Source organism: Mycobacterium sp. (assembly GCF_049278535.1).
Classification (GTDB): domain Bacteria; phylum Actinomycetota; class Actinomycetes; order Mycobacteriales; family Mycobacteriaceae; genus Mycobacterium.
On record NZ_JBAPMI010000099.1, the window covers coordinates 1 to 24,411 of the forward strand.

Sequence of the window (24,411 nt, forward strand, 5' to 3'; positions counted from 1 at the left end):
AGGGATGAGTATGTTGGATGCTCATATTCCGCAGTTGGTGGCGTCGCAGTCGGCGTTTGGTGCCAAGGCGGGGTTGATGCGGTCGACGATTGGTCAGGCTGAGCAGGAAGCGATGTCGTCGCAGGCGTATTTCGCTGGTGATGGTGCGGCGGCGTTTCAGGCTGCCCATGCCCGGTTTGTGGCGGCGGCGGCGAAGGTGAATTCGCTGTTGGATATCGCGCAGGCCAATTTGGGCGATGCTGCGGGCACGTATGTGGCCGCTGACAGTGCTGCGGCGAGCAGCTATCCGGGTTTCTGAGCCGGCTGAGCGAAAGGTTTTGTGATGTCGCAGATCATGTACAACTACCCGGCGATGCTGGCGCATTCGGCGGATATGGCCGGTTATGCCGGCACGTTGCAGAGTTTGGGCGCCGATATCTCCGCGGAGCAGGCCGCGTTGCAGGCGGGCTGGCAGGGTGATACCGGGATGAGCTATCAGGCCTGGCAGGCGCAGTGGAATCAGGCTATGGAGCAGTTGGTGCTGTCCTACCGCGCGATGGCGGGCACGCATGAGAACAACACCACCTCGATGCTGGCCCGCGACCAGGCCGAAGGCGCCAAATGGGGCGGCTAGCCCCATCGACGGCACGGCTTGCGGGGCGAATCGTGTTGCGCCACCTGACAGGTGGGTTTGCAACGTAGATGACTGCCAAGCCCAACGCCGTCGAGCTCACCGTCGACCAGGCGTGGTTCATCGCTGAAACCGTTGGAGCGGGAACGTTCCCATGGGTGCTGGCGATAACTACGCCATACGCTGATGCCGCCGAACGGGGTGCGTTCCTCGCAGCCCAGCACGCCGAACTCGCCCGGATGGGCATGGTGTCGGCCGATGGTGTCGTCAATGCGGCGGTAGCCGAATGGATCCGGGTGGTGTGCTTCCCAGAGCGGTGGTTGGACCTGCGCTACGTGGGGTCCAGTGCCGCTGCCGGGAGTGACGATCTCCTGCGGGGGATCATCGCACGCCGTGGCGATAAAACTGTTGTGGCACTTCGTAATGCGCAGCTAGTGACGTTTACCGCGATGGACATCCACGACGCGCGCGCGCTGGTGCCGATCCTCGGTGTCGGCCTGGCGCAGCGCGCGCCCGCGCGCTTCGCTGAATTCAGCTTGCCCGCTCAGGTCGGCGCGCGTGCCGACGAGCGACTGCGCAATGGTGCATCGCTCACCGAAGTCCTTGACTACCTGGGCATCCCGCGGTCGGCGCGTTCCGTGGTTGAGGCGGTGTTCACCGGACCGCGCAGCTATGTGGAGATCGTCGCCGGCCGTCACCATGACGGACAGCACGCCAGCACCGAAGTGGGCATGAGCATCGTCGACACCACCGCGGGTCGGGTGCTGGTCAGCCCATCGCGGGCCTTCGACGGCGAATGGATATCGACATTCAGTCCCGGCGATGCGTTTTCCATCGCGGTGGCCGTTGAACAGCTCACCGGCCAATTACCCGACGGCCACTGGTTCGAGGGCAACCGGCTCTCCAGAGATTTCAGTACGCAGTCCAACCCACAGTCCGTCTGATCGGACTCGAACAACCCCCGTTCACGAAGAGAAAGAGAAGCAATGTTCCGCAGAAGCCTGAGGAGCCGGTGATGTCGAGCGCCGTGATGCCCATTGTTCGAGTCGCCATCCTCGCGGACAGTCGGCTGACCGAAATAGCGTTGCCCGCGGATTTGCCGCTGCGCGAAATCCTGCCTGCGGTGCAGCGTTTGGTGGTTCCCGCCGTCGCCGACGACGCGACGGGCGGGGCTGACCCGGCAACCCCCACCCGGTTGAGCCTTGCGCCGATCGGCGGTGCGCCGTTCAGCCTCGACGCCAGCTTGGGGACGGTCGGTGTCGTCGATGGTGATCTGCTGGCGCTTCAACCTGTCCCCGCCGGTCCGGCCGCGCCGGGAATCGTGGAGGACATCGCCGATGCCGCGGTCATCTTCTCGACGTCTCGGCTGAAGCCATGGGGCACGGCGCACATCCAACGCGGCGCGGTCGCGGCCCTCGTGGGATTGGTCTGGACCGCAACGGGTCTGGGAGTTGCCCACCGGTTCGCTACCGGCTCGCCGGCCGGGGTGTTCGCGGTCGGCGCGATTGCGCTGCTGACAGTACTGGCGGGCCTGGCCACCCGATCCCCACGCGCCGGCGCGGCCATATCGGCCGCCGCGTTGGTGCCGATCGCCGCGGCCCTGGCCCTGGCGGTACCGGGTAGCTTCGGCGCCCCGCAGGTGACGCTGGCCGCCGCCGGAGTAACCGCGTGGTCGCTGATCAGCTTGACTCTGCCGAGCCGCGAAAGTGGCGGCGTGATAAGCCTTTTCACCGCAACCGCGGTCCTCGGGGTGGGCGTGCTGCTGGCTGCCGGCGCAAGCTCGCTGTGGCAGCTGCCATTGGTGACGTTGGGCGCCGGTCTGCTGGTCGTGGCGCTGCTGGCCACCGTTGAGGCCCCGCAACTGTCGGCGCTGTGGGCACGGTTCCCGCTGCCGGTTATTCCGGCTCCCGGCGACCCCACACCGTCGGCGCCGTCGTCACGGGTGCTTCAGGACCTGCCGCGGCGGGTGCGGATCAGCGACGCGCACCAGACCGGGTTCATCGCGGGTGCCGTGTTGCTCAGCGTGATCGGGTCGCTGGCGATCGCGTGGCGGCCGGAAGCGTTGTCCGCGTGGGGCTGGTACGTGGTGGCTGCGACCGCGGCCGCGGCCGCGTTGCGGGCGCGGGTGTGGGACTCGGCCGCGTGCAAGGCATGGCTGCTGGCCCAGCCCTTCCTGGTTGCTGTCTCGCTGGTGGTGCTCTACACCGCCACCGCCAACTACCTGACCGCTCTGGTGATCGCGATTGTCCTGGTGGTGCTGGTATCGGCCTGCGTCATCGTCGCGCTGAGCCCGACCATCGCTGCTCCGGACACCTACTCGCTGCCGCTGCGTCGGTTGGTGGGCTTCGTCGCGTCGGGCATCGACGCGTCGCTAATCCCGGTCATTGCGTATCTGGTGGGGCTGTTCACTTGGGTGCTCAATCGATGACCTCTGCTCGGAATCGGCGATTCGGTTGTCTCACCGTGGCTCTCGTTGCCACGCTGTGGGCCTGCCCGCCTGCGTTGGCGATCGATCGCCCACAGGTCGACCCGGGGGCAGCGCCGCCCAACGGCGCGCCCGGACCGGTGCAGCCGATGGAGAAGAACGGCGAGTGCAGCGGTACCGGTCTCATCGCGGGTACCGATCTCAAGGTGGCGTCGGCAAGCCAGCAGATGCTGGATCCGTCTGCGGCATGGCGGTTTTCCCGTGGCGACGGTCAGTTGGTGGCGGTTCTCGATACTGGCGTCCGGCCGGGTCCGCGGCTGCCTGGTGTGCAACCGGGCGGCGACTACATCGAATCGACTGACGGCCTCACCGACTGTGACGGGCGCGGAACAGCAGTCGCCGGCCTGATCGCCGGCCAGCCGAGTGACGACGGCTTCGCGGGCATCGCACCGGGGGCCCGGCTGGTCTCGCTGCGTGTGACGTCCGGAAAGTTCTCCGCCCGTGCCGCCGGCGGCGATCCCACACTCGCGCGGGCGATCGTCGATGTGACGGCGCTGGGCCGGGCGATCGTGCATGCAGCCGACCTCGGCGCCCGGGTGATCACCGTCTCGGGCATCACCTGCGTGCCGGCCGATCGCAACATTGATCAGGGCGCGCTCGGTGCGGCCATCCGGTACGCGGCCGTCGACAAGGACGCCGTGATCGTCGCTGCCGCGGGCAACAACGGCGCCGCCGGCTCGGCCAGCGGCACGGCATGTGAGTCCAACCCGCTCACCGACTTAGGGCGACCCGACGACCCGCGCAACTGGGCCGGCGTCACCTCAGTCTCCGTGCCGTCCTGGTGGCAGCCATACGTGCTGTCGGTCGGCTCACTGACAGCCGGCGATCAGCCGTCGAAATTCACGATGGCGGGCCCCTGGGTGGGAATTGCCGCACCCGGCGAGGGCATTGTGTCGGTGAGCAATCGCGACGACGGTGGATTAGCCAATGGGGCGCCGAATGAACATCAGCAGCTGGTGCCATTCGTCGGCACCAGCTACGCGGCCGGATACGTATCCGGTGTCGCGGCGTTGGTACGGAGCAAGTATCCGCAATTGAACGCCACCGACGTGATCCGCCGCATCTCCGCGACGGCACACAACGGGTCCCGGGCGCCGTCCAACGTGGTGGGCGCCGGCGCCGTGGATCCGGTCGCGGCTCTGACCTGGCAGCTTCCCGCCGCTGCCCACGACGATAAGTCACCGGTGAAACACGTTGCGGCGCCGCCGGAACCGGCGCCGAAGAGCATGGTGCCCCGGATCGTCGCATTCGGTGGGACGGCTGGACTTCTACTGGCCGTCGTGGCTGCTGCCGCGATCGCCGCACGCCAACGAAAGGAACCCACGCTGTGAGCGCGCACCGATCAACCTCGCCCACCGGACGGATCACGCTGGTACTGCTGGCCGTTGTGGCCGGTGCTATCGCCTTCCCGTGGCATTCGGTACGTGAGCGCTGGGTGCTCGGCATCGCCATCTTCGTGGCGATCGTGCTGCTGGTGCGGTGGCGGGGGCTGCCGGCGACCACGATCCTGCGTCGCCGACTGGCGATACTGCGACCCAACCGAGGCACGCGTCGCAGCGACGAGTCCGTCACCGACGTGCGCGCGACGGCGCTGCTGCGGGTGACGCCGCCGATGGTCGACGCCGATGCGCTGCCGCTGCCACTCATTGCCGGTTACGCGGAGCGTTACGGTCTGCACGCCGACGCGATTCGTGTGACCAGCCGCGACAGCACATCAGAGGTCGGAACGCGCGAGCGGGATACCTGGATCGGCGTGACGCTGTCCGCCGCTGACAATCTCGCTGCGCTACAGGCCCGTTCGCCGCGGATCCCGCTGCACGAGACGGCCGAGGTGGCTGCGCGCCGGCTCGCCGACCACCTCCGCGAGAGCGGCTGGACAGCAGGCCTTGCGGCCCCCGAAGATGTTCCGGCGCCCTTCCCGCGGTCCGGCCGCGAGACGTGGACGGGGATCAGCGAAGGAAGCACGGATTATGTTGCCGCCTACGGGGTTAAGGTCGATACCGCGCTGCCGAATACGCTCGCGGCGATCTGGTCGTACCCGGTCCGCGAAGTCTGGACTGCGGCTGAGGTCAGCGGTGCCGGTGACGACCTGACACTAGCCGTCGCATGCGCGTTCCGTACCGACGCCAACCTCGCCGCGAGCGGTCCGCTGCCCGGACTGATTTCGAAGGCCGGCATCCAGCGGGCGGCGCTGACGGCGCTGGATCCGCTGTCCACTCAGCGTCTCGACGGCCATGTCGCACTGCCCGAAGCGCTGCTCCTGGAGCGTCTGCACTGGGCCAGCACCGCCCAACCGCAGCCGGTCGCGCCACACTAGGGCCCGGCGAGCACGCCGGTCGGATAGAACAGGGCCGCGGCGTTCTCATAGAACACGCCGCGCAGCCATGCATCGTCGATCCCCGGCACCCGCATGGCCGACCGCATCGCGTCGGCATACCCGTGGGGAATGTTGGGAAAGTCGCTGCCGAACAAGATGCGATCGGCCAGATCTCGCAGCCGGTGCAACTGCGACGAGGGAAACGGCATGAGCTCGTCGACGAACGGTGTAAAAGCCATCGTGGTGTCGAGTCTCACGTCGGACCAGTCGTCGCAGATGTCGAGAAAATCCTGGTACTCCGGCATCCCCATGTGCGCGATGATCAGCCGCAGCCGCGGATAGCGCTGCAGCAGAAGCCGTATCGGCTCCGGTCCGGTGTGCTCGCCTGGCGCCGGCCCCGAACCGCAGTGGATGACAACCGGGAGCCGGGCATCTTCGATGGCACCCCACACTTGGTCGAGAAGTGGGTCGTTGGGCTCGTATCGGCCTACCTGAATATGCGATTTGAAGACCTGGGTTCCGGCATGGATAGCGGCTTCGACGTAGCCGCCGGCACTGGGCTCGGGGTAAAACGTCGCGGTGGCAAGGCAATCCGGTGTCGACCGGGAGAACTGCAAAGCCCACTGGTTCAGCCACGCGGCCATGTCCGGCTTGTGGGGGTAGACCAGCGCCGTGAAGCGGCGGACGCCGAACTGTCGCAGCATCTGCACACGTTCGGATTCGGCGGTCCGATAGTTGATCGGCCACTCGCGACCGACCAGCGGGCCGGCGGAATCGAAGTACCGCCACACCTTGTCCATCACCGACTTCGGCATGAAGTGGGTGTGCACATCGATCACACCCGGCAAGTCCAGCGCAGACCAGATCTGCCGTACCTCGGCGGCCTCGTCGTCGTCGGCCATGAACCATCCTTCAGTCGTCTGTCGAGCAGTGGGTAATACCGTTGTCTATATCAGTCATCGCTCGGGCTGTTGAACAGGAGGACCGGCATGTGGGATCCGGATATCTATCTGACGTTTGCCGATCACCGGGGCCGTCCGTTCTACGATCTGCTGTCCCGGGTGGGAGCGTCGAATCCGCGCCGGGTGGTCGATCTCGGTTGCGGCGCCGGGAACCTCACCGGGCAGTTGGCTCGACGTTGGCCGGAGGCGGTCATCGAGGCGCTGGACAGCTCGCCGGAGATGGTTGCTGCGGCCCGAGAGCGCGGCGTGGACGCTTCCGTCGGCGACGTGAGAACCTGGACGCCGCAGCCCGATACCGATGTCGTGGTCAGCAACGCGGCGATGCAGTGGGTGGCCGAACACAGTGAGCTGTTCACCCAATGGGCCGGGCAACTGGACGCGGGGTCGTGGATCGCCGTTCAGATGCCGGGCAACTTCGATAGCCCGTCACACGCCGCAGTGCGCGCCGTGGCTCGGCGCGAGCGATTCGCAAAGATGCTGCGCGACATCCCGTTTCGGGTAGGAACCGTGGTGAGCGAGCCGGCTCGGTATGCCGAGCTGCTGATTGACGCCGGGTGCGCCGTCGATGCCTGGGAAAGCACCTACATCCACCAACTTACCGGCGAGCATCCTGTGTTGGACTGGATCAGCGGCACCGCACTACTACCGGTGCGTGAGCGGCTCAACGAGTCGGAATACCAACAGTTTCGCGAAGAGCTGATTCCATTGCTCGCTGACGCTTATCCGTCACGATCCGACGGAACCACCTTCTACCCGTTCCGGCGGGTGTTCTTCATCGCGCAGGTGGGCGGCTGAAGTTCCTGTGCGGGCAGAGGATTACTGCTCTGCCTGATGAACCTCGACGTCGATACCGCGGTCGACGGCTCTCGGCTTGCGACTGGTGAGAACCTTGTCGTGGATCTGCAAATACGTCTCGGTGTAGCGTGCCGCGATGCGGGTGCCGGCGAAATCGGACGGAATGACGTCACCGGTTTTCTGACGCCAATCCTGAAGGCGGACAGCAAGATCAGCGGCGATCTCGTCAGCGCCGTCATTGCCGGCACCGGCCAGCAGGTTGTTTGTCTCGGTGGGATCTACCCGTAGGTCGTAGAGTTCGCGCTCCGGTCGCGGGCCGGTGACCAACGGTGCGACGGCGTGGCCGGAGGGGCTTTCCTCGATGTCCCACGGCAGCTCCAATAGTGGTCGGCGCGCGTAGTTTTCGATGTAACTGAACTCTTTCGTCCGGATCGCGCGGATCGGATCAAAGGAGTCGTGGTAGGTCTTGGTGGTGTAGACGTGATCGCGCACCGGTTCGGCGGGATCCGGCGCGAGCCACGCCTGCGCATGCGAGACCCCCTCGATGTCTGACGCCTTCGCTGCGCCCAGTAGTTCCAGCAGCGTCGGTAGAAGGTCCACCCCGCTGAACAGGTCGTCGTACACCTTGGGCGCCAGCCCCATTCTGGTGGGAGGGCGGACGATCATCGCGATTCCGGTCCCGGCTTCGTACAAGGTGGACTTCGCGCGAGGGAACGGCGCGCCATGGTCGGTGAGGAACACCACCCAGGTGTTGGCGTCCAGGCCGGTGGCGGCGAGCGCGTCCAATAGTCGGCCCACCGCGGCGTCGGCGGTCGTGATCGATCCGTAGAAATCGGCCAGATCTTGGCGCACCTCAACGGTATCGGGCAGATAGTCGGGCGGATCGACGGCGTCCGTATCCGCGGGCTGGTAGCGATCCCGCGGATACGGACGGTGCGTCTCGAAGAAACCGGCCGTCAGCATGAACGGCTGGCCGGCGGCGTGGCCGCGCAGCCATTGTTCAGCCTGTTCGACGACATACTCGCAGTAGGAGTTGGAGACGTCGAACTCGTCGAAGCCGAGTCGCGATGGGTGCGATGTCTCGTGCTGCATCCCGAAAAGAGCCGTGTACCAGCCGGATTCGGAGAGGATTTGGGGAAGTGTACGAACACCCGGGCGGTATTCCCAACCGTGGTGAGCGAGGCCGACCAGGCCGTTGCTCTGCGGGTAGCGGCCGGTGAACAGCGATCCGCGCGATGGTGAGCACAGCGGTGCGGTGGCATGTGCTCTGGTGAACAAGATGCCCTCGGCGGCCAGCTGGTCCAGCCTCGGGCTCGACACGTCGGCGTGGCCGTACACCCCGAGGTAGCGGCCCAGATCGTGCCAATGCACGAGCAGCACGTTGTCGCGTCGCGGGTGCGTTGCGTCGTTGTCTACGTCTGCGCCGCCGATTCTCGCCACCTCCTGGCTTGCCGGGCTTCGTCGAGGTTATCGGCTGCGCCGCGTCGTGCTGTATCCGCGGGCGTGTCCGCCGTCAGCGATTCACCACTGCTGCGGTGGTCCGGGCGGGCCGAGCTGCGGCGGTGGGGGCTGACCGTGTGGCCATTGGCCGCCGCCCGGAAAGCCGCCGCCCGGAAACCCGCCGGGTCCAGGGCCGGCGGTCAATTTCGGCGGTAACCCCAACATCACCCGGAATGGCGGGACGAACAGCAGGCCCCCGATAACCGCGATGACAAGGCCCGCTATCAGGTCATAGGTGATTCGCCCGGTGGCGCCGTAGCGGGCCTCGCATCCGATCGCCAAGATCAGCATGACGATGCCGCCCGCAAGGATCAGGAATTGCCCCATCGGCCGCTTGAGAAAGAGCATGACCGCGCCCGCTGCCACCGCCACACAGGCCCCGATAATCAGAAACAGGCAAACGACCAGGGCCACCGGAACCGTCGGAACCATGTGCTTGATCTGTTCGCGACATGTGCTGGCGTACTCACCGCCGAACCGATTGCACACATCCCCAGCGCGGCTGACGGCGCTGTTCAGATTGATCCACAGGGTCAGGGTGAGGATGGCCCCGAGCAACCCGAGCACGCCGATGGTGGCAAGGCTGATCCAGCCGATCGTCTGCTGAAAAGTCGGGACCGGAGCGGGCGCTCCGGGAGCGCCCCAGGGCGGCGGTCCGTAGCCGGGCGACGGACCGTACCCGGGTTGAGGCGGCTGACCGTAGTTCTCGGGGCCCGGTTGGCCGCCGAAACCAGGTCCGACGTGCTCCCCGGGGTCGTCTGGTGGGGGTCCCCACTGCGGGGGAAGACCTGGCGGAGGTGGTTGCACCCCGGAATCGTAACCGCCGCCGGATCGGCGACCGTCCAACTGGACGTCACCCAGGGGTTCCGACCTGGCCCCAGCCGTTCTCGGAGACGAATTCGGCGAGTGGGCGTCCCAGCGCCCAGCCGTCCAATTCCAGTGAGGGCCGGTCGGGAAAGTCCGGCACCGGACCCAGACACAGGATCGCCACCGGCTCGGCGCCGGCGGGCATCGACAGCAGCGACGCCACCGTCGGCGGATCGAACAACGACACCCATCCCATTCCGAGCCCCTCGGATCGTGCTGCCAGCCAGAGGTTTTGGATGGCGCACGACACCGACGCCAGATCCATCTGCGGCATGGTGCGACGGCCGAACACATAGCTGTCCCTGCCGTCGGACAGCGCGACCACCAGCAGTTCGGCGCAATCGAGGATGCCTTCGACCTTCAGCGCCAGAAACTCCTGTGCCCGCTGACCCAAGGCATGCGCGGTTTGCAGCCGCTCCTCGTCGACCAGGGCGTGAATGCGGCGCCGCAGCTCGTCGTCGGTGATCCGGATGAATCGCCACGGCTGCATCAGGCCCACGTTGGGTGCGGCGTGCGCCGCCTGCAGCAGGCGGGCAAGAACATCGTCGGCGACCGTGCTGCCGGGCACGAACCGGCGCATATCGCGGCGCTCTGAAATCACGCGATAGACCGCCTGCCGCTCCCGCGGACTGAATGCGTGATCGTCCACGTTGTCATCGTAGAAACCATCGGGCTTGGAAACTGCCAACGCGGCCCAACTCGACGTGTTGGGCAGCTTGTACGGTCAGACTTGCCTGGAACCCGACGATGCGGTCAAAAGGATCAGCCCTATGAATATTCCGGAGTCAGTGGCGCACTTGCCCACCAACGGCACGCGTGGACGTGTCTACGGCGAGCCCTACCGGACCGCGGACGGCGGCACCGTGATCCCCGTTGCCAAGGTCCACGCCGGCACCGCGACGCCGATGGGGGTGTTCGTCATCCATGGCGGCACCGCACGCTGGGTCGCGGCGGTCGACGGCAACCGGATCGCGCTGATCGGGGTCATCACCGGCTTGATCGCGGCGGTGATCGGCAGCCTGGCTGTGCTGCGCCGACCGCCGTGGCCCGATCTGTCGGCGACGTCGGCGGTCTGGCCTCGGCATTGACACGTCACGGCCGGTAAGTGACGCCGACCGCGCGCAAGACACAGTCCGGCGGCATGTCGAAGTTCACCGTCTGGCCCGGCAACCGAGCCAGCACATCGGCCGGAACCGCGAGCTTGTAGTGCAACGTCAGGTGTCCACTGAACGTCTCATCGATGTCGTCGACATCGGTATAGACGTGCAGCCCCGACGACGATATCTCCCCGGTGGCCGCACCGGATTGTGTTGCGTCCCAACGCACATCGACAGCGGGGCCGGCAAGCTTGGGCAGCGACGACAGCGTAGCCAGGACTCGCTGTGAGGTGAACACCAGCGACCCCACGTAGCTGGCGACACTGTGCGCCGAACGCAGGCCGGGAATCGCGCCGCTGAATCGCCGCGTCACCGGGACATACTCGGCGAGGTAGATGACCCCCTCGGCCTCCACCTCGGCGCGCACGTTGGCGGGCAGCTTGCAGATGCCGAAGAGCCTGCGGACGAAGACCGGCATCAGCGGGCCCGCTTGCCCAACCGCAGCCGGTACCGGACCACGCCGGCCAGGACGACGGCCAACGCCACGAGCATGCCGGCGTCGTGCAGCCATGCGCCGGGCACATGACGCCACAACCGGTCGGCGGGCAGCCCCGCCTCGACGCTGCCCAGATCAACGGTCGACGCCGACGCGGCAAAGCCCCACCGGGCCGGCACGAACCAGGCCATCTGGTCGAGCACCACACGTCCGGTCACCGGAATCAGGCCGCCGGCCAGCACCATCGAGATCATGATCGTGACCACGAGCATCGGCAGCACCTGCTCGGTGGAGCGAGCCAGCGAGGACAGCGCCAGCCCCACCATGGCGGAGGTAATCGCCGTCAGCGCCAATCCCAGATACAGCTCCAGCACGCCGTTAAAGACACCGTGGCCCACTAGCGCGCCGCCGCGCGAGGGCGAGCCCTTGCCGATCGTCATGATGGCGACCATCACCGCGGTGCCGAACAGCGCCGCGGTGCTGTAGACGACGACCTTCGCCATCAAATAAGCCGACGCCGAAAGGCCCACGGCTCGCTCGCGCTGGAAGATCATCCGCTCGCCGACCAGATCCCGGACGGTGAGTGCGGTACCCAGGAACACCGCGCCGATGTTGAGCAGGATCAGGATGTCGATGGGTTCTTCGGGCGCGCCGGGGTCGGCGGATCCCAACCCGGTGCTGCCCGGTACCGCCAGCGACAGCACGCCGAGGACGACGGGCAGCACCGCCAGGAACGCGAAGTACCCGCGGTCGGAGGTGATCAGCCGGGTTTGGCGGCGCACCAACGTCGTGACCTGGCGCCACGGGCTGGTCTGCGGCGGACTTCCCAAGGGTGCGGCACCCGCGGTCGGTAATGGCCTGCGCGGGGCGGCGGGATGACGGGCCAGATATGCGCGGTGCGCGCTATCGGGGTCGGTGCTGACCCGCGCGAAGATGTCGGCCCAGTCAGTGCTGCCCATCACGGGGCCGATCTGCGCGGGCGGGTCGGCGAACGCGGTCTTGCCTCCCGGTGCCAGCAGCAGCAGCTGATCGCACATGCTGACGTAGGTCAGCGAGTGGGTGACGACGATGACCACCCGGCCCGCGTCAGCCAGCCGCCGCAGCATCGTCATCACCTGGCGGTCCAATGCCGGGTCGAGTCCCGATGTGGGTTCGTCGAGGATCAGCAGCGACGGGCCGGTCAGCAGTTCCATTGCGACCGAGGCGCGTTTGCGCTGACCGCCGGATAACTTGTCGACGCGAGTCTTCTGGTGCGGAGTCAACTCCAACTCGTCGAGTACCCGCTCGACGACCTGGCGTCGATCGTCGGCGGTGGTGTCCGGCGGCAGCCGAAGTTCCGCGGCGTAATGCAGGGCCTGCTCGACGGTGAGCTGCCGGTGTACGACGTCGTCCTGGGGCACGATTCCGATTCGTGAGCGCATTGACGCGTACTCGGCGTGCACGTCATGCCCGTCGAACGCAACCACCCCCGCGCTACGCGGCATCGCGCCGCCGATCAGCTTGACCAGAGTGGATTTCCCGGCGCCGGACGGCCCGATCACCGCGGTCAGCGTCCCCGGCTTGGCGCTGAAGGACACATCCTGCAGAAGTTGACGTCCGTCGACCGTTAACGCCAGCCCGTGGGCGATCACGCCGCTGGTGCGCGCGGCGCTCGGTTGGGGCACCAACGTGTCGCCGGTCGCGAGTAGGTCGGTGTTGCCGATCGTGACGATGTCACCGTCACGCAGCATCGCGTGCGTGATCGGCCTGCCGTTGACGAATGTGCCGTTGCTGCTGCTGTTGTCGCGGATTTCCAGCCCGGCCGTATTCGAGATCAGAATCGCATGCACGCGGGACGCCAGCGCGTCCTCGACAACGATGTTGTTGGTCTTGGCTCGGCCGATCGTCGTTGAGCCCGATGAACTCGGCGCCCGCTTGGTCTCGTTGACCGGTCGGGCAGCGGCAGGCCGTCTTGGCTGCGGCGGTCCCGCGGGTCGAACCTGCGGTCGCGATTGGGTGTGCGTCGGGAAAGCCGGGGGTGTCGGACCCGCCGGGAAAGCCGGGGGCGTCGGACCCGCCGGGAAAGCCGGGGGTGTCGGGCCCGTCGGCCGGAACATCGCCGTCTTGGCGCTGTCACCGTGGGGTCCCGGCGCTGCCGACGTGGCGACCCGAAATATCAACTCCGGGCCGCGTGGGCTGCCCAGTGCGACGCTCAGGCGATCGCGGATGGGCACCAGGTTGGCGCGTGAACCAGCGACGAAAACGCCGTTTTGGCTTTTGTCGACCACGACCCACCGACCGCCGTCGAACCGCAGAATCGCATGCACCCGCGAGATCAGGGTGAGGTCGTCCGGATCGACGTCGTGAAAGCAGATGTCGCATTCGCGATCACGCCCCACGACGACATCCCGGTCGACGGGGAAGGTGTACATCGCCGATCCCAGCCAGACTGTCAGAGGCGGCACGGCGGCACGGCTCGCCATGGCGAACTTCGTCGTGCTGCCGTCCTCAGCGGGACTGCGGCTGTGATCGGTCGGTGACATCCATTGCTTTTTATACCCGAGGAACCTGGGGGCGACGCATACAAAGATATCGGTGCACCAGCAACGACAGGTCGCCAGAGCTGCCTCGCTGCCCCGCGGTGACCTGATCGACGCTAAACCTTGACTTGACCTGTTGATCATGTGGCGCCGACGATAGGACCGTGCGCCGACTGCTGGGTCTACTGTGCGCTGCGGTGTGCGCAGCCGTTGTACCCATGGCGACAGCTCCGAAGGGGGGTGCAGTCGGCGCACCCTGGTTTGCTCCCTCGGTCGGCAACGCCACTCAGGTGGTTTCCGTTGTCGGAACCGGCGGTTCGAACGCGAAAATGGATATCTACCAACGCGGGGCTGCCGGCTGGCAGCCGGTCGAGGCCGGCATACCCACGCACATCGGGTCGGCGGGTCTTGCGGCAGAGGCCAAGAGTGGTTACCCCGCAACGCCGATGGGTGTTTTCGCGTTGCCTTTTGCGTTCGGCACCGCACCCAATCCCGGTGGTGGCCTGAAATATGTTCAGGTTGGCTCGAATCACTGGTGGAACGGCGACGACGGCAGCGCCACGTTCAACACCATGCAGGTCTGCCAGCGGGCGCAGTGCCCGTTCGACACCGGAGCAAGTGAGAACCTCGAAATCCCGCAGTACAAGCACGCAGTGGTGATGGGCGTCAACCCGAACCGTCAGCCCGGCAAAGGCGCGGCGTTCTTCTTCCACACCACCGACGGCGGCGCGACAGAAGGTTGTGTCGCGATCGACGATGCCAAGCTGGTGCAGGTCATTCAGTGGCTGCGGCCCGGCGCCGTCATGGCGATCACACACTAAGTGGTTGTGCCCCAACAGTTCTGACTAGAGGGCCAGCGCGCAGCCCGGCGTGATCTTGAAGTCCAGGTTCTTCAACGACATCGTGGCGTCGTAGGTCCGGTCGTATCCGGTCCCGCTGATCCGCCATCCGTCCGCGGTGCGACGGTATCGATCGTGGTAGAACCCGGCACCGATCAGCATGAAGTCGAATTCGGCCACGATCACCCGGTCTTGCAGATACCAGGTACCGGTGGCCTCATCGCCGATCACCGCGATCTCCGGATGGGTGACGCGATGCTCGGTGATCACGTTCGATCCGAGCGACGAGCGCATGTACTCGACGAGGTCGGCACGGTTGGTGAAGTGGTGCTCTTCACCCATCGACGACCCGTAGTCGCCGACGACATCGTCGGTGAGCGTGTCGGCGAAGTCGTCCCAATGCTTGGTGTCCAGTGCACGCAGATAGCGGTACTTGATCAGTTCTATTGCAGCGACGTCGGCGAGCCAGGCGTCGTGACCGTTTGAGCTCATCACGTCATTGCAGCACACGTCGCCTCAGCGCAGATAGTGGGTGACCATATCGATGAGCGCGCGTCGCTCCCGCTGCCAGTCGATCGAGGTTCCCACGATCATCTGAGCCAGCACCACACCACGCAGCGTTGCCCAAATAACCTCGGCCACACCGTCATTCGCCGGGTCGTCGGTGATCAATCGGCCGAGCTGGCCGATCGCCGCGTTCATCTCCATAAGGTGGCGCCGCGACGAACCGCCCGGGCCACCGCGGCTGGCCCGCAGGATCTCGAACGCCGCCATGGAGGTCGGGCTGCTGTAGCAACTCCAGGCGGTGTCGACGACCACCTCGATGCGCTCACGCAACGGAAGTTCGCTGACGTCGGCCGACGAGAGGCTTTCCAGCAGCCTGGCCACTCCGCCGTCGACGACGGCCATCAGCAAGCCGCTGCGGTCGCCGAAGTGGTACTGGATCACCCCCCACGTGACACCCGCGCGTTCGGCGACATGCTTTGCGGTCGCGGCGGCGAAACCCTCCTCCACGATGCAGCGCACAGTTTCATCGATGATCTTCGCCCGGGTGTCATCGCCGCGTTTGCGCGGCGCATTGGTCCGCCGGGTGGGACTGGTCGGCGGTCGGGCCTGCTGGCCTGCGGCGATTGACATTGTTGACTTTATAACATAGTCGGATCTATTTTTGGGCGGTGAGCCAATCCCGCTATGCCCAGCTGACCCGTCAGGAACTCGCGGTTCTGCTCCCTGAACTGCTGCTGATCGGGCAGATGATCGACCGCTCCGGCATGGCGTGGTGCATCCAGGAGTTCGGGCGCGAAGAGATGGTGCAGATCGCCATCGAGGAGTGGGCCGGCGCCAGCCCGATCTACACCAGACGGATGCAGCGTGCCCTGAACTACGAGGGTGTCGACGTGCCAACGATCTTCAAAGGCCTGCAGCTCGACATCGGCGCTCCGCCCCAATTCATGGACTTCCGCTACACCATTCACGACCGCTGGCACGGCGAATTCCACCTCGACCACTGCGGCGCGCTATTGGACGTCGAACCGATGGGCGACGACTACGTCTTCGGGATGTGCCACACCATCGAGGACCCGACGTTCGACGCGACCGCGGTCGCGACCAACGCACGCGCGCAGGTGCGTCCTGTCCACCGGCCACCCCGGGTTCCGTCGGACCGGCATCCGCACTGCGCGTGGACGGTGATCATCGACGAGTCCTATCCGCCGGTCGAGGGCATTCCGGCGCTGGACATCGTGGCCGAAACTCGTGCTGCCAAATGGGAACTCGATGCGATCGACCGGACCGACGAAGGGCTGGCCGACTATTCGGGGCCGGTGGTGTCCGACTTCGACTTCGGCGCGTACTCGCATTCGGCGCTGGTGCGGATGGCTGACGAGGTCTGCCTGCAGATGCATCTGCTGTACCTGTCCTTTGCGATCGCCGTGCGAGCGCGAGCAGGATCGGACATCAAGTTGGCTGACTCGATATGCACTCGTGGGCTGATCGGCGTCGCGGGACTCGGCGCTGAGCGCATCCACCGCGCGCTGTCGCTCCCGGGCGGCATCGCCGGTGTGGTAAAGGTTTTCGAGCTGCATCCGTTGTTCAACCCGGTTGGCTACGTCCAGGCCGATGTGGATGCGCAGTTGCAGGTGCACCAGTCGCCGGCCCACGACGACGCCGCGTGGATCTCGCTGTGCTCCCCGGAGTCGGTCCAGCCGTTGCAGGCGATCGCCACCGCAATCGACCCGCACGTCGCGGTTCGGATCACCGGAACCGGCACCGACTGGATCGCGGAGCTATCCGAGAGTGACTCTGCCGCAAAGGAGCTGCCTGAGGTATCGGTAGCCAAGGTCAGCGGCGGGGCGACGTTTGAGTTTCAGCCGCGGCGATCGCTGCCATTGACTCCTGTGTGACGCAATCCGTTCTGTCAAGCCGGACGCGGTATCACTTCGGTGACGCAACCGCATCGACCGTATACCGATGATGTTGTGCCCGACCGTGGTAGCGCGACCCCCGTTATCGTTAGCGCTGGCCACCGAACGCTATCGACGAAAGTATTCGCTTCATGTATGACCCGTTGGGGTTATCGATCGGGACCACAAACTTAGTCGCGGTCCGCAGCGGGAAACCGCCCGTCTCGCGCCGCGCTGTGCTGACCCTGTTTCCCGATCGCGCACCGGAATTGGGGTTGCCCGAGAAAGATTCAGCGAACCCGGATGCTACTGACACCGGCACGCTGATGGCCGGGTTCGTCGAACGGGTCGGTGGATCGAGCTTACTGAAATCCGCGGATGGTTCGACGCATGATCCCGCACTGTTGCTGGTCGAGGCGCTCGATGCGTTGACCACGGCAACTGGCGGCGAAGCGTCAACATCAAACATCACGATGGCCGTTCCCGCGCACTGGGGATCAAAGGCGTTGCGGGGCCTGCAGGAAGCGCTGAGCACTCATGCCGATTTCGTTCACGGCCGTATGGCGCCGCGGCTGGTGCCGGATTCCGTTGCTGCGCTTACGGCGTTGAATTCCGATTCCCGCTTGCCCGCCAATGGCGTTGTCGCGCTGCTTGATTTCGGTGGTAGCGGCACCAGCATCACCCTGGCCGACGCCGCGTCGGACTTTACTCCGATCACCGACACACTGCGCTATCCGGAGTTTTCCGGTGACCTCGTCGACCAGGCGCTGATGGTGCATGCGTTGGACAGCGCGGGTCACGGTAGCGGGATCGATCCCGCCAGCACGGCCGTCGTCGGCCAATTCGCCGGCCTGCGCGAAGAATGCCGTCTGGCCAAAGAGCGCCTGTCCATCGAGAAAGCGACCGAGTTGTCGGTTGATCTGCCCGGACAGCGCACTCGCCTCGAGTTGAGCCGTGAGGAGCTGGACAGCCTGATCGAGGACCGGTTCGACGGTCTGCTTGCGGCGTTAGACGACATCTTGCGCCGCAACAGGATTCGTCGCAGTGATCTCGCGGCGGTCGCGATGGCCGGCGGTGGTGCCAAGATTCCGGTTGTCGCACAGCGTCTTTCGTCGCATACTAAAGCCTCGGTGGTCACCGCCGTACAGCCGGCGTTCGCGACGGCCGTTGGCGCGGTGATGCTCTCCTCCCGACAGCCGATCGGGCAGCAAGATGAACAGCGCGAAGGAACGACGATGGCCGCGCTGGTAGGGGCGTCGACAGGCAGCTTCGCGACGTCGACCAGCAGCCTTCCCACCACCGGTGGTTTCCTTGCGCTCACGGGCGCGCTCGGGACCCCCACCGGTACCTTCGGCATCCCCACCGCCGGCTCGTTTCTCGACGACCCCTCGGAAAGGCTGACCGAGCTGGCCTGGTCGCAGGCCGACGATTCCGGCGATGAACCGGTGTTCTACACCGGTGAGCCCTATGACACCGACGACAACCGCGCCACACCCTCGCAGCTGCTGCAACTGCCCAAGTCCGAGCCGTTCGGCGTGGCCCCCCGCCCAACCCGCCTGCCGCAGCTGTTTCTGGGACTCGCCGCGCTGGTGTCGATGGTCGCTATCGGCGGCGTGGCATTCACGCTGACCAGTAGCGGCAGTCGCGCGCCGACGCTGCCCAGCAGTACCACCACGGCGCCGCCCCCGCCACCGCTGAGCTCGCAGCTTCCTTCGCCGAGCCTGGCGCCGCCACCTCCCAGCGCGGCGCCGTCGCCGATCGTCGTCCCGCCACCCACCAGCGAGGCGCCTCCGCCTCCTCCGCCGCCGATCGAAACGTACGTGCCTCCGCCTCCTCCGCCGCCGAAGACGACGGCGCAGGCGACGACCACCGTGCCGCAGCCGACCACCACCACGCCGCAGGCGACCAGCACGACGCCGAGCACGCCGCCGCCACCCCCGCCCCCGAGCACCTCGACTGGGCCGGCGATGACGACGACGTACCTGAACCTGCCGTTCGTGCCCGTGCCGATACCAGTTCAGGTGCCCGAAGGTCAGGGTGGGGCGAACCAGCAGCCGCAAAACCCGTATCAACAGCAGAACCCCTATCAGCAGAGCCCCTACCAGCAGAACCCGTACCAGCAGGGCCCGTATATGCCGCAGAATCCCTACTCGGGCCCGGGATACGGCTACTAGGCGTGGCGCGAGCCGGCTGAAATGCGCACACTGGGTGTATTGATGTGAGCGGCCAGGAGGAGCGCAATGGACGACAACGGTCGGTTCGGATTCGATCCGGATGACTTCGAGCATGTGATCCGCGACGCGACCGAGGGACTTCGCGAGGCTTTCGAGGGAGTCGGCAGGTTCTTCACCCTGCCCGGCGAACGGGCCGGGTGGTCGTCGCTCTTCGACGACCTGGCGCGGCGTACCCGGACCAGGCCGGAAACCACCGGCGAAGCCGGCGACGGGGTGTGGGCGATCTACACGATCAGTGCCGACGGCGGCGCCCGTGTCGAGGAGGTTTACGCCTCAGAGCTCGATGCGTTGCGTGCCAACCAGAGCAACACCGACGTGACCCGCAAAGTCCGTTTCCTGCCGTACGGCATCGCGGTCAGTGTCCTCGACGATTCGAACGAGACACCGTAAGTCGGTCCGGGGGGACAGCCGCGAGATTGGTCACTTCGGCACGTTAGCGTTCCGTACGGCACTATGGTGACCATGCGTCTACGCCAGATCGGCCGAACCCTACTCGCAGCGTTGGCAATCGCGGGCGGACTGTTGAGCGTCCCCATGCCAGTCGCCTCTGCGCAACCATGCCCCGACGTCGAGGCGGTGTTCGCCCGCGGCACCAGCGAGCCACCAGGTGTGGGCGGAATAGGTGAGCCTTTCGTCGACGCGCTGCGCACGGCGATCGGTCCCAAGTCGCTCGACGTATATCCGGTGAATTACGAAGCCAGCAGCGACTTCTCCGATCGAATCCAATTCGCCCAGAGCGTAGTGAATGGCATCAAAGACGCCAGCAGCCACATTGAGGCAACCGCAGCGAACTGTCCCAAAACCAGGATCGTGCTCGGCGGGTATTCCCAGGGTGCGGCGGTGGCCGGATTCGTCACCTCGGCGGCAGTTCCCGCAGGGGTTCCGGCGGAGTACGTTTCGTTCTTGCCCAAGCCGATGCCGCCGGAGATCGCCAACCACGTAGCCGCGGTGACGCTTTTCGGAAAGCCGTCGTCGCAGTGGTTGCAGAATTATGGCGCGCCGGCGGTCGTGATCGGCCCGCTGTATGCCCCAAAGACTCTCGACTTGTGCGCCGACGGCGACACGATCTGCAACGGTGATCCCGGTGGGCTGCCGAGTTTCGCACACACCTCTTACCCGGTGAACGGCATGACCCAACAGGCAGCGGATTTCGCCGCGAGCCATCTGTAGCCGTTAGTCGGGCTGGTTCGCCATGATCGTGGCGAACAGCGCGCTCATCTCGTCGGCGGGACCGCCGGGCACGGAATAGTCTGCCTCGTCGCGGATCTCGTCGAGATGGTCACGCACCAGCTCGATGGACAACTCCGGACTGTAGAAGCCTTTGGTCCTGCCGATGAAGAACCGGGCGACGTGTCCGGCACCGACGGTGTAGATCTCACCGGAAACCGGACAATCGCGGTGTGTCAGGAACGCTGCCACCGGGGCGACCAGCGACGGATCGAGCTTCTGAAGATATTGGGCTACAAGATCATCCAGAACGGCCTGAGCCGCCGGACCATCCTGCTGGCCGGCTTCTTCGACGGAATGCGCCAGCATCCGGGTGTAGGCGATCGGCGCGATGGCGTTGACCTTGATGTTGCGGTCGGCCCCCTCAGCGGCAAGCACCCGAGTCAGCCCGACCAACCCGGCCTTGGCGGCGCCGTAATTGCTCATCCGCTCGGCGCCGAGGAGCCCGGCGGCCGAGCAGGTGTTCAGGATTCGCCCGTAGTGCTGCTCGCGCATCACTTTCCACGCGGGTCTGGTCACGTGGAACGCACCTCGCAAATGCACATCCACCAGTGGCTCGAGTCGTTCTGCGGTGATGTCCTCGAACGGTGCGTCGCCGACGATCCCGGCATTGTTGATCACGATGTCGACTCGCCCCCAGGCGCCCATAGCGGCATCGATAATCGCCTGTCCACCTTCGGGGCTCGTCACGCTATGAGTGTCGGCGATCGCCTCCCCATCGCGTTGGCGGATCTCCTCGACCGCAATGCCGGCGGCGTCGGTGTTCGTGCCCGCTCCGGTCACTGAGCCACCGGTGTCGTTAACGACGACGCGCGCACCGCGCGAGGCAAGTAGCAGCGCGTACTGTTTGCCCAAGCCGCCACCGGCGCCAGTGATTACCGCCACCTGGCCGTCGAAGCGCATATCGCTGCTCACCAGGTAACCGGCAGCTCTTTCATGCCGTAAATGTCGGCATCTTTGAACTTCAGCTCGTCCACCGGCACCGCAAGTTGCAGCCCGGGGAGCCGGCACGCCAATGTTGAGAAGGCCACCTGCATCTCGACTCTGGCGAGGTTCGCTCCGATGCATTGGTGGGTGCCGTAGCCGAAAGCCAAGTGGCCACGAGCATTTCGCTGGATATCGAGCCTCTCTGGGCTATCCGCGAATTCGGTGTCCCAGTTTCCAGCGGGCAGGTTCATCAAGACCTTCTCCCCGGCGCGGATCAACTGACCGCCGATGGTCAGGTCTTCGAGCGCCACCCGATCCACCTGGGCGTGCACGATGCTGAGGTAGCGCATCAGCTCCTCGACCGCATGAGCGATCACCATGGGGTCGTAGGTTTTGCCGAGCTGCTCGAACGCATCGGAATGTTGAAGCAGCGCAACGGTTCCCAGAGAAATCATGTTGGCGGTGGTTTCGTGGCCGGCCTGCATCATGATCACGCTGTTAACGGCGACGGTATTGTGGTCGAGTTGGCCCGTCGCGACGTAGTCGGTGATGAGGCGGCTGATCAAGTCGTCGCCGGGCTCGCGCGCTTTGCGCGCCACCAGCTCCTGGATGTAGCTGTACATCTCCGCGAAGCCTTGCACCCGTTGCTCTTCGGTGGATTTGACGTCTAATCCGACGCCGGTGTTGTGCTGGAAGAGTTCGAGGTCCTCCGGCGGGACGCCGAGCAGCAGCGCGATCACCATTGACGGCACCGGTAGCGCGAAGTCGCGCACGACGTCGGCCGGCGGTCCGGCGTCGATCATTTTGTCCAGGTAGTGGTCGACCATTTTTTGAATCTGCGGCCGCATCGCCTCGGTACGTCGGAAGGTGAATTGGCTAGTCATCATCCGCCGTAACCGGTGGTGTTCGGGATCGTCGATGCGCGCGAAGATAACCGGCGTGCTCGGATCGTTCGACGGCCCGACGATGTCTGGAAGCGTCTCCGCTGACAGGCGGGGATCGACCAACGCGGCCCGGATGTCCTGATAGCGGCTCACGATCCAGATCGGTTGGCCGTTCCACACCGCTCGCCGCAAGCCAGGCTCTTGCCGCCAGGTCTCGAACTCTGCCGGCGGCGCAAGCGGGCACTGTGCGGCGCGGGGCATCGGAATGACGGGCAGATCGGAAGTCGTTGAGGTCACCGGCGTATCCCGTTAAGTGTCAGTTGGCTGCCAATTGCACGAGCGTAAAGCTCGGTCAAGTGGCAGTCAACGGTCAGTTACGCTGGCGGGATGACCGCGGTGACCGACCGGCCCTTGCGCGCCGATGCCGCACGCAATGCCGAGCGGATCCTGCGGGCCGCGCGGGAGGTGTATGGCGAACGAGGCCCCGAGGCTCCGGTCGAGGCGATCGCCCGTCGCGCCGGTGTCGGCGAGCGCACGCTCTACCGGAGGTTTCCGACCAAGGCCGAGCTCGTTCGGGCCGCGCTGGATCAATGCATCGCCGAGGACCTCACCCCGACGATTGAGGCGGCCCGCGGCGCCACTGACCCCTTGAAGGGTCTGGCCGAGCTGTTCGACGCGGCGATATCGCTGGGCGCACGCGAGAACAACCTGCTGACCGCGGCCCGCAGAGCCGGGTCGTTGACGTCCGACGTCTCGACCGAGCTCTACGAGGCGCTCACAGAGCTCGCCGATCGCGGCAAGCGAGCCGGTGTCGTGCGCGCCGACCTGGCGGCCGTCGACCTGCCGCGGATGATCGCGATGCTGCACAGCGTGCTGTGGACGATGGACTCCGGCGGCGACGGTTGGCGTCGCTATGTGGCGCTGATGCTCGATGCGATCTCGGCCGGTAATCGGCGCACGCTACCGCCGGCGGCCACACTTCGCCTGGCCCCCGAGTCGGGTAACTGGCCGATGGAGGGCGCCTGAGCGGCGTCACAAACACCCTTCACCTGGGGCGTCGTTATCTGATCGTGACTATTTCGCGATTTGCTCGTAAGCTGCTCGCCGTGGCCAAGCACAAGTTAGCCAGCGGCAGGCGAAAGTCGCCGGTAGTGATGGCTGCGGTTGCTGGCCCGGCCGCAGTCATCTTTGCCCTCGGCGGCAGCGCCCATGCCCAGAGCCACCACGGCAACGTTGATTCGGTAGCTGACCATTCTGCGGGGTGTTGCAACCTGCAGATCATGGCCGCCGCACCGACCACGGCGTCGTGGGCTGCATCCGCTGTACAGGCGAATGTGGCCGCCAGCGAGACGGCCTCCGCATCACGCGCGTCGCGGTGGCACGTCGCCTCCAGGAACGCCCCGCAAGTGCTGATCGCGGACGTCGCCCCGGAACATGGCCTGCAGGTCAAAACCATCCTGGTGGCCCGCACGATCAGCGCGATATTCCCGGAGATCAAGAACATGGGCGGCGTCCGACCGGATCCGCTTCCGTGGCATCCGCGGGGTCTTGCGATCGACGTCATGATCCCCAACCCGTCCAGCGCGGCCGGCATCGCACTCGGCAATGAGATCGTCTCGTTCGCGCTCAAGAATGCGGACAGGTTCTCGTTGCAGGATTGCATTTGGCGCGGCACGTATTACACGCCCAGTGGGCCGTCAGGATCTGGATACGGTCACTACGACCATGTCCACATCACCACCCACGGTGGGGGGTATCCCACCGGCGGCGAAGTCTACATTCGCTGAGGGTTGTCGTTTCTATCTGCGCTGCAGCGCATTTCAGCGCGCTAGCGTAACCAATTCGTTATGGCGCCAAACGCCAAGGGCGTTATCGCTGTTCCGACGACAATTATAATCGTTTGAAACCCCAGCGCCAGAGGGCAATCCACTAGTTTTCCCGGGTCCCGACCGGTCAAACGTCTCTATTTGGAAACAGTGCGGTGCGGCGTGGTGCGTGTTGAACGTGAGTCTACTAAAAATAACTTGGTCGACGAGTTCGACCCCGGTTCGGCTGTCCGCTACAGCCTGACTGGTGATTCATCGAAAATACCCGAGCGTGAACGAGGGAGTTGACGTCGATGGCAACCTTCGACCGATTCAGCATCAAAGTTGTTGCCGGCGTTGGTTTGTGGGGCGCCGCGCTAGCATTGAGTCCGGACGCAGCAGCTGCTCCGCTCAAGACCGGCGGCTACGCGTGCATGCAGGGCGC

General features: G+C 65.7%; 25 protein-coding genes. 15 read left to right on the forward strand and 10 right to left on the reverse strand.

Annotation, left to right across the window (positions count from 1 at the left end; translation table 11 throughout):
- The first annotated feature begins 4 nt into the window (after nucleotides 1–4).
- From WAO18_RS06540 to eccE, 6 genes are all read left to right on the forward strand, one after another.
- Complete coding sequence (locus tag WAO18_RS06540; protein WP_422204905.1) at nucleotides 5–298, forward strand: WXG100 family type VII secretion target; 294 nt, start codon at nucleotides 5–7, stop codon at nucleotides 296–298.
- Nucleotides 299–322: 24 nt separating this feature from the next.
- A complete protein-coding gene (locus tag WAO18_RS06545) occupies nucleotides 323–613 on the forward strand; it encodes a WXG100 family type VII secretion target (protein WP_422204870.1) in 291 nt (96 codons plus the stop codon).
- Nucleotides 614–681: 68 nt separating this feature from the next.
- Nucleotides 682–1,554: an ESX secretion-associated protein EspG gene (locus tag WAO18_RS06550; RefSeq protein WP_422204872.1), complete on the forward strand. Its 873-nt coding sequence runs from the start codon at nucleotides 682–684 to the stop codon at nucleotides 1,552–1,554.
- 71 nt (nucleotides 1,555–1,625) lie between these two features.
- Entirely contained in the window at nucleotides 1,626–3,038 is a 1,413-nt protein-coding gene (gene eccD / locus WAO18_RS06555) for a type VII secretion integral membrane protein EccD (protein WP_422204874.1), read from the forward strand.
- The gene (gene mycP / locus WAO18_RS06560; RefSeq protein WP_422204876.1) at nucleotides 3,035–4,426 is read left to right on the forward strand and encodes a type VII secretion-associated serine protease mycosin; all 1,392 of its coding nucleotides are present in this window, start codon (nucleotides 3,035–3,037) and stop codon (nucleotides 4,424–4,426) included. Before eccD ends, mycP begins: the two co-directional genes overlap by 4 nt.
- Nucleotides 4,423–5,412 (forward strand): type VII secretion protein EccE, encoded by a 990-nt coding sequence (eccE, locus tag WAO18_RS06565; protein ID WP_422204878.1) that lies wholly within the window; start codon nucleotides 4,423–4,425, stop codon nucleotides 5,410–5,412. The genes mycP and eccE overlap by 4 nt, the downstream gene beginning before the upstream one ends.
- Here the strand turns inward: eccE and WAO18_RS06570 are convergent.
- Nucleotides 5,409–6,314 carry an amidohydrolase family protein gene (locus WAO18_RS06570; RefSeq protein ID WP_422204880.1) on the reverse strand — a complete coding sequence of 302 codons (906 nt, stop codon included), beginning with the start codon at nucleotides 6,312–6,314 and terminating at the stop codon, nucleotides 5,409–5,411. The two genes, eccE and WAO18_RS06570, sit on opposite strands and share 4 nt — an antisense overlap.
- Before the next feature lie 87 nt (nucleotides 6,315–6,401).
- On the opposite strand from WAO18_RS06570, the gene WAO18_RS06575 reads away from it, so the two are divergent.
- On the forward strand, nucleotides 6,402–7,169 hold the full coding sequence (locus WAO18_RS06575) for a trans-aconitate 2-methyltransferase (protein ID WP_422204882.1): 768 nt from the start codon (nucleotides 6,402–6,404) through the stop codon (nucleotides 7,167–7,169).
- A gap of 21 nt (nucleotides 7,170–7,190) precedes the next feature.
- Here WAO18_RS06575 and WAO18_RS06580 read toward each other — a convergent pair whose 3' ends face one another.
- From WAO18_RS06580 to bluB, 3 genes are all read right to left on the reverse strand, one after another.
- Nucleotides 7,191–8,600 carry a sulfatase gene (locus WAO18_RS06580; protein ID WP_422204906.1) on the reverse strand — a complete coding sequence of 470 codons (1,410 nt, stop codon included), beginning with the start codon at nucleotides 8,598–8,600 and terminating at the stop codon, nucleotides 7,191–7,193.
- A 90-nt stretch (nucleotides 8,601–8,690) separates the two neighbouring features.
- The gene (locus WAO18_RS06585) at nucleotides 8,691–9,476 is read right to left on the reverse strand and encodes a hypothetical protein (RefSeq protein ID WP_422204883.1); all 786 of its coding nucleotides are present in this window, start codon (nucleotides 9,474–9,476) and stop codon (nucleotides 8,691–8,693) included.
- Nucleotides 9,477–9,522: 46 nt separating this feature from the next.
- A complete protein-coding gene (bluB, locus tag WAO18_RS06590) occupies nucleotides 9,523–10,185 on the reverse strand; it encodes a 5,6-dimethylbenzimidazole synthase (RefSeq protein ID WP_422204885.1) in 663 nt (220 codons plus the stop codon).
- Between the two features lie 112 nt (nucleotides 10,186–10,297).
- Here bluB and WAO18_RS06595 point away from each other — a divergent pair, with 112 nt between their 5' ends.
- Nucleotides 10,298–10,624, forward strand: coding sequence for a hypothetical protein (locus WAO18_RS06595; RefSeq protein ID WP_422204908.1), 327 nt, complete (start codon nucleotides 10,298–10,300; stop codon nucleotides 10,622–10,624).
- Nucleotides 10,625–10,628: 4 nt separating this feature from the next.
- On the opposite strand, the gene WAO18_RS06600 is transcribed toward WAO18_RS06595, so the two are convergent.
- Together WAO18_RS06600 and WAO18_RS06605 are read right to left on the reverse strand one after the other, a co-directional pair.
- A complete protein-coding gene (locus WAO18_RS06600; protein ID WP_422204887.1) occupies nucleotides 10,629–11,111 on the reverse strand; it encodes a hypothetical protein in 483 nt (160 codons plus the stop codon).
- Nucleotides 11,111–13,651: an ATP-binding cassette domain-containing protein gene (locus WAO18_RS06605; protein WP_422204888.1), complete on the reverse strand. Its 2,541-nt coding sequence runs from the start codon at nucleotides 13,649–13,651 to the stop codon at nucleotides 11,111–11,113. The genes WAO18_RS06600 and WAO18_RS06605 overlap by 1 nt, the downstream gene beginning before the upstream one ends.
- 161 nt (nucleotides 13,652–13,812) lie before the next feature.
- Here WAO18_RS06605 and WAO18_RS06610 point away from each other — a divergent pair, with 161 nt between their 5' ends.
- Nucleotides 13,813–14,469, forward strand: coding sequence for a L,D-transpeptidase family protein (locus WAO18_RS06610; protein WP_422204889.1), 657 nt, complete (start codon nucleotides 13,813–13,815; stop codon nucleotides 14,467–14,469).
- A 24-nt stretch (nucleotides 14,470–14,493) separates the two neighbouring features.
- Here WAO18_RS06610 and WAO18_RS06615 read toward each other — a convergent pair whose 3' ends face one another.
- Both WAO18_RS06615 and WAO18_RS06620 read right to left on the reverse strand, forming a co-directional pair.
- Entirely contained in the window at nucleotides 14,494–14,997 is a 504-nt protein-coding gene (locus WAO18_RS06615) for a nuclear transport factor 2 family protein (RefSeq protein WP_422204891.1), read from the reverse strand.
- 6 nt (nucleotides 14,998–15,003) lie between these two features.
- Entirely contained in the window at nucleotides 15,004–15,624 is a 621-nt protein-coding gene (locus WAO18_RS06620; protein ID WP_422204893.1) for a TetR/AcrR family transcriptional regulator, read from the reverse strand.
- Nucleotides 15,625–15,662: 38 nt separating this feature from the next.
- Between WAO18_RS06620 and WAO18_RS06625 the strand changes: the two genes are divergently transcribed.
- The 4 genes from WAO18_RS06625 to WAO18_RS06640 all read left to right on the forward strand — a co-directional run bounded on the left by WAO18_RS06625 (nucleotide 15,663) and on the right by WAO18_RS06640 (nucleotide 20,293).
- Nucleotides 15,663–16,889 carry a hypothetical protein gene (locus tag WAO18_RS06625; RefSeq protein ID WP_422204895.1) on the forward strand — a complete coding sequence of 409 codons (1,227 nt, stop codon included), beginning with the start codon at nucleotides 15,663–15,665 and terminating at the stop codon, nucleotides 16,887–16,889.
- 152 nt (nucleotides 16,890–17,041) lie between these two features.
- The gene (locus WAO18_RS06630; protein ID WP_422204896.1) at nucleotides 17,042–19,063 is read left to right on the forward strand and encodes an Hsp70 family protein; all 2,022 of its coding nucleotides are present in this window, start codon (nucleotides 17,042–17,044) and stop codon (nucleotides 19,061–19,063) included.
- 66 nt (nucleotides 19,064–19,129) lie between these two features.
- The gene (locus WAO18_RS06635; RefSeq protein ID WP_422204897.1) at nucleotides 19,130–19,513 is read left to right on the forward strand and encodes a hypothetical protein; all 384 of its coding nucleotides are present in this window, start codon (nucleotides 19,130–19,132) and stop codon (nucleotides 19,511–19,513) included.
- A gap of 72 nt (nucleotides 19,514–19,585) precedes the next feature.
- Entirely contained in the window at nucleotides 19,586–20,293 is a 708-nt protein-coding gene (locus tag WAO18_RS06640) for a cutinase family protein (protein ID WP_422204899.1), read from the forward strand.
- A 3-nt stretch (nucleotides 20,294–20,296) separates the two neighbouring features.
- Here WAO18_RS06640 and WAO18_RS06645 read toward each other — a convergent pair whose 3' ends face one another.
- Together WAO18_RS06645 and WAO18_RS06650 are read right to left on the reverse strand one after the other, a co-directional pair.
- Nucleotides 20,297–21,253 carry an SDR family NAD(P)-dependent oxidoreductase gene (locus WAO18_RS06645; protein WP_422204909.1) on the reverse strand — a complete coding sequence of 319 codons (957 nt, stop codon included), beginning with the start codon at nucleotides 21,251–21,253 and terminating at the stop codon, nucleotides 20,297–20,299.
- Between the two features lie 8 nt (nucleotides 21,254–21,261).
- Nucleotides 21,262–22,422: a cytochrome P450 gene (locus WAO18_RS06650; protein WP_422204911.1), complete on the reverse strand. Its 1,161-nt coding sequence runs from the start codon at nucleotides 22,420–22,422 to the stop codon at nucleotides 21,262–21,264.
- 126 nt (nucleotides 22,423–22,548) lie between these two features.
- On the opposite strand from WAO18_RS06650, the gene WAO18_RS06655 reads away from it, so the two are divergent.
- A complete protein-coding gene (locus tag WAO18_RS06655) occupies nucleotides 22,549–23,187 on the forward strand; it encodes a TetR/AcrR family transcriptional regulator (protein WP_422204901.1) in 639 nt (212 codons plus the stop codon).
- Between the two features lie 80 nt (nucleotides 23,188–23,267).
- Complete coding sequence (locus WAO18_RS06660; protein ID WP_422204903.1) at nucleotides 23,268–23,948, forward strand: hypothetical protein; 681 nt, start codon at nucleotides 23,268–23,270, stop codon at nucleotides 23,946–23,948.
- The last annotated feature ends 463 nt before the right edge of the window (nucleotides 23,949–24,411 follow it).

Bases quoted from the DNA above. Each gene is read 5' to 3' on its own strand.
- WAO18_RS06540 (WP_422204905.1), top strand. From the start codon at position 5: ATGAGTATGTTGGATGCTCATATTCCGCAGTTGGTGGCGTCGCAGTCG.
- WAO18_RS06575 (WP_422204882.1), top strand. From the start codon at position 6,402: ATGTGGGATCCGGATATCTATCTGACGTTTGCCGATCACCGGGGCCGT.
- mycP (WP_422204876.1), top strand. From the start codon at position 3,035: ATGACCTCTGCTCGGAATCGGCGATTCGGTTGTCTCACCGTGGCTCTC.
- WAO18_RS06650 (WP_422204911.1), bottom strand. From the start codon at position 22,422: ATGCCCCGCGCCGCACAGTGCCCGCTTGCGCCGCCGGCAGAGTTCGAG.
- WAO18_RS06605 (WP_422204888.1), bottom strand. From the start codon at position 13,651: ATGTCACCGACCGATCACAGCCGCAGTCCCGCTGAGGACGGCAGCACG.
- WAO18_RS06570 (WP_422204880.1), bottom strand. From the start codon at position 6,314: ATGGCCGACGACGACGAGGCCGCCGAGGTACGGCAGATCTGGTCTGCG.
- WAO18_RS06630 (WP_422204896.1), top strand. From the start codon at position 17,042: ATGTATGACCCGTTGGGGTTATCGATCGGGACCACAAACTTAGTCGCG.
- WAO18_RS06545 (WP_422204870.1), top strand. From the start codon at position 323: ATGTCGCAGATCATGTACAACTACCCGGCGATGCTGGCGCATTCGGCG.
- WAO18_RS06635 (WP_422204897.1), top strand. From the start codon at position 19,130: ATGGACGACAACGGTCGGTTCGGATTCGATCCGGATGACTTCGAGCAT.
- WAO18_RS06645 (WP_422204909.1), bottom strand. From the start codon at position 21,253: ATGCGCTTCGACGGCCAGGTGGCGGTAATCACTGGCGCCGGTGGCGGC.
- WAO18_RS06655 (WP_422204901.1), top strand. From the start codon at position 22,549: ATGACCGCGGTGACCGACCGGCCCTTGCGCGCCGATGCCGCACGCAAT.
- WAO18_RS06620 (WP_422204893.1), bottom strand. From the start codon at position 15,624: ATGTCAATCGCCGCAGGCCAGCAGGCCCGACCGCCGACCAGTCCCACC.
- WAO18_RS06640 (WP_422204899.1), top strand. From the start codon at position 19,586: ATGCGTCTACGCCAGATCGGCCGAACCCTACTCGCAGCGTTGGCAATC.
- WAO18_RS06550 (WP_422204872.1), top strand. From the start codon at position 682: ATGACTGCCAAGCCCAACGCCGTCGAGCTCACCGTCGACCAGGCGTGG.
- eccD (WP_422204874.1), top strand. From the start codon at position 1,626: ATGTCGAGCGCCGTGATGCCCATTGTTCGAGTCGCCATCCTCGCGGAC.
- WAO18_RS06600 (WP_422204887.1), bottom strand. From the start codon at position 11,111: ATGCCGGTCTTCGTCCGCAGGCTCTTCGGCATCTGCAAGCTGCCCGCC.